The sequence below is a fragment of the Bifidobacterium santillanense genome (assembly GCF_018555385.1).
In the GTDB taxonomy this organism is placed as follows: Bacteria; Actinomycetota; Actinomycetes; order Actinomycetales; family Bifidobacteriaceae; genus Bifidobacterium; species Bifidobacterium santillanense.
Genome location: NZ_JAFEJS010000024.1, coordinates 1 through 3,629, shown reverse-complemented (window position 1 = coordinate 3,629; position 3,629 = coordinate 1). Strand labels below are relative to the sequence as shown.

Genomic DNA, 3,629 nt, shown 5'->3' with positions numbered 1-3,629 from the left:
GACGTGTGCCACGCGCGCACGCCCGACTGCGCGAACTGCCCGCTGGCCGACGGGCAGGTGTCGGCCAGCGGGCAGTTCGCGCAGTCGGGCGTGCGCGCGTGGCACACGTCGCGGCCGTGGAAGATGAGGCGATGGCTCAGGTCGGTCCAGGTCTCCGGCGGGAAGCAGTCGCAGATCTCCTTCTCGACCGCGACCGGATCGGATTTGGCGATCCGCCAGTCGGAGCGCCAGCGCAGGCGTCCGGTCACGCGCATCACGTGGGTGTCGACCGGGAAGCCGGGCACGCCGAACGCGTTGCCGAGCACGACGTTCGCGGTCTTGCGCCCGACGCCGGGCAGCGTGACGAGCTCGTCCATCGTGCGCGGCACCTCGCCGCCGAAGCGTTCGTCGAGTGCGGCGGCCAGTCCCATGAGATGCTTGGTCTTGGATCGGAAGAACCCCAGCGGGCGGATGATCTCCTCGACGTCCTGCGGGTTCGCGGCGGCTAGATCGGCCGCTTCGGGGAAGCGCGCGAACAGCTCCGGGGTGACGGTGTTGACGCGCTTGTCGGTCGTCTGCGCACTCAGGACGGTCGCGATGATCAGCTGCAGCGGGTTGGCGAAGTCGAGTGCGCACTTCGGCGCCGGGTAGCGCTCGCACAGGATCGCGTATTCGGCGTGCATGCGTGCGATGCGCGCCCGCTTCGATTCACGTGCCATGTCGTCTGCGCCTTCATGGGTGATGGATGAGCCGCGCCGGTGGGCGGCGCCCCGAATTGTGAGATTTTGTTACGCAAGCAGTCCGCCATGTGGACGCCACATAGTCATTGTCTCGCTATGTGGAAAATTTCGATTCGTATGGTGGGACTGGATGGGTGATCGCCCGAACGCCTCGCCGGTCAGTCATCGGCAGGCGCGTGCTGCGCCGCGGCCTTGGCGGCCGACTCCTCGGACTCGTCGTCCGGCGGGTCGAAGCGGTAGCCGACGTTGCGCACGGTGCCGATGAGATGCTCGTACTCGCCGCCGAGCTTGGCGCGCAGACGACGGATGTGCACGTCGACGGTGCGGGTGCCGCCGTAGTAGTCGTAGCCCCACACCTCCTGCAGCAGCTGGGCGCGCGTGAACACGCGTCCGGGATGCTGGACCAGGTACTTGAGCAGCTCGAACTCCTTGTACGCCAGATCGATCGGGCGGCCATGCAGCGAGGCGGTGTAGCCGTTCGTATCCACGATGAGATCGCCGGAGCGGATCTGGCCGTCCTCCGTGGTCACGCCCTTGTCGGCACCGCCGGTCGCGGCCGGTGCGGTCGGCGCGTTGCCGCGCTCGGAGACCAGTCGCAGACGGCCCTCGACCTCGGCGGGGGAGGCGGTGGAGACCACCACGTCCGCGATGCCCCACTGCGAGTTGACGACGGTGAAGCCGCCCTCGGTGAGGATCAACACGATCGGCGTGGACAGGCCGGAGGCGTGGATGAGGTTGCACAGGGTCTTGGCCGTGGCGAGATCGTCGCGCGCGTCGAGGAACAGGATCGTGTTCTCGGGCATCTTGACCAGGCTGGCCGCGTCCATCGGCAGCACGCGTACGCGATGGGACAGCAGGGCGAGCGAGGGCAGGACCGAAGCGGGGTTACTGGCGAACGTCATCAACGTCAGGTCAGTCACGTTGAACCCCTTTTCTCTCGTGAATTCGATGGATTCCAACGAATCCTTGTGAATGCTGTGATCATTCTACGCGCATCTCGAGGACACAAAATGTTCATATTCGAGACAACTCATGCCCGCCCGCGCATCGCCGGGGCCGTGTCGCGGCCCGTTCCACGCGGCCCCATCCCTCGCTGTGGGTAGGATTGACGGGAGTTGTTGCACAGGGCGATGCCTCGGCGCCGCGGGATGCGGCGGCATCGCATCGATGGGAACAGTGGAAACACGGGAGTGGAAGTTATGAGCGGCGAAGTCGAAAACCAGTGGGACGCCAAGCGCGGGGTCATGCTCGGCATGCAGGCGTTCGTCTACGGATTGTTCGTGCTGATCGGCGCCGTATGGATCGGCCTGTCGGCGTCCGGCCAATCCGGCGAGGGGGCCTTCATCGCCGTCACGCCGGCGGCGTTCGCGCCGGTGGCCGTGCTCATTGCGGCCGTGCTGGTCGCGTTCCACGTGTTCTGGCCGTTCCGTGCCACGATGATCGACCGTGCGATCGGTCTGATCGCCGGCGTGCTGTCGTTGGTGGGCGTCTCGCTGCCGCTGCTGTCGATCGTCGAGCCTGGCGGCGACGGCGACGCCGATCCGCTGAAGCTGCGCGCCTACCCGATGGCGAGCTGGGCCGCCACCGTGGCGGGACTGCTCGTCGTGCTCACGATCGTCTCGTTCGCGCGCCAGATGCTGCGTGCCGAACGCTCCCATCTGATCCGCGCGCTGTCCCACTGCGTGACCGGAGGCGCCGCGTCGATCTCGCTGGCCGGCTGGGCGTTCATGCCCTACATCGGCGCGACCAGGCCCTCGATGGGCGTGGGGACGGGCGTCTACGTCGGCGTCATCGTGGTGATGGTGCTGTTCGCCCTGGTCCTCGGCGCCGCCTCCGTGTGGTGGCTCAAGGAGCTCGACCCCGCCCCGGAGGACCGCTCCCCGTGGATCGGCGTCGCCCTCCTGCCGGTCATGTTCTACGGCCTGGTGGTCTTCGCCGCCGCCCTCTTCCTCCAGCTCATCTGACGGTGATCAGAACGCGATGATCCCAAGGTGCTCGAGCAGCACCTTGACGCCGATGACGATGAGCACCACGCCGCCGGCGATCTGCGCCGGCTTCTGCCAGCGCGAGCCGAACACGCGGCCGATGTAGATGCCCGCGATCGAGAACAGGCCGGTGACCACGCCCATCGCCGTGACGGTGAACGCGATGTGATCTTCATGAGCCCCAGGCTCACGCCCACCGCGAACGCGTCGATGCTGCACGCCACGGCGAGCGGCAGCATGTGCTTCCAGTCGAACTCCGGGTTCTCCTTGGCGTTCTCCTCGTCCTCCTCGAACGCCTCATGGATCATGTTGCCGCCGATCAGCGCCAGCAGGCCGAAGATGATCCAGTGGTCCACGGCGGTCACGTACGAGGCGAACGCGGAGGCCGCGAAGATGCCGAGCAGCGGGAACAGCGCCTGGAATCCGCCGAACCACAGTCCGCATTTGAGTGCGTCGACGAACCGGGCCCTCTTGACGGTCAGTCCCTTGCCGATGGACACGGCGAACGCGTCCATCGCGACGGAAACGGAAATGAGCAACGACTGCAGAATCATCGAAATCATGGTGTGTGCGTGAATGGTTCATCCCTGCGCGGGCATGCGCGACTTCCACGGGATGGGCCTCGACCAGCGTTTCCACACGCCGCCTACGCCTAGGTGAAATTACAAGGAGCCATTATACCTCGCGATGCGCCGGCCGTCCGGCCGCCGTCGGCGAGAGAACGGCGCCGGTCCGTGGCGGGAATCTCTCGCTGAGGACCCCTCCGGCGAGAGGTGGATGCCGCGTGGTGGAGGATATCTCTCGCTGGGAGGACCTGGCGAGAGATTGCTGACGGATACCGGCGGTTTTCTCTCGCGGAGCACGGGCCTGGTGAGAGAAAACCGCCACGAGGTGGCGGAAAGGGCTCGCGGAAGGGGGGGGGGAG

2 protein-coding genes and 2 pseudogenes are annotated in these 3,629 nt (G+C 66.6%); 1 reads left to right on the top strand and 3 read right to left on the bottom strand.

The features are described from left to right. Positions 1-140: 140 nt before the first annotated feature. Positions 141-662: pseudogene (locus JS528_RS11395) on the bottom strand (endonuclease III domain-containing protein); the annotation flags it as partial. 215 nt (positions 663-877) lie between these two features. Beyond that, complete coding sequence (locus tag JS528_RS11390; protein WP_214359152.1) at positions 878-1,621, bottom strand: winged helix-turn-helix transcriptional regulator; 744 nt, start codon at positions 1,619-1,621, stop codon at positions 878-880. Between the two features lie 297 nt (positions 1,622-1,918). On the opposite strand from JS528_RS11390, the gene JS528_RS11385 reads away from it, so the two are divergent. Next, on the top strand, positions 1,919-2,683 hold the full coding sequence (locus tag JS528_RS11385; RefSeq protein WP_214359150.1) for a hypothetical protein: 765 nt from the start codon (positions 1,919-1,921) through the stop codon (positions 2,681-2,683). Between the two features lie 6 nt (positions 2,684-2,689). On the opposite strand, the pseudogene JS528_RS11380 reads toward JS528_RS11385, so the two are convergent. Beyond that, a pseudogene (locus tag JS528_RS11380) lies at positions 2,690-3,267 on the bottom strand (manganese efflux pump MntP). Between the last annotated feature and the right edge of the window lie 362 nt (positions 3,268-3,629).

Coding starts and splice junctions, on each gene's coding strand:
- JS528_RS11390 (WP_214359152.1), bottom strand. CDS start 1,621: ATGACGTTCGCCAGTAACCCCGCTTCGGTCCTGCCCTCGCTCGCCCTG.
- JS528_RS11385 (WP_214359150.1), top strand. CDS start 1,919: ATGAGCGGCGAAGTCGAAAACCAGTGGGACGCCAAGCGCGGGGTCATG.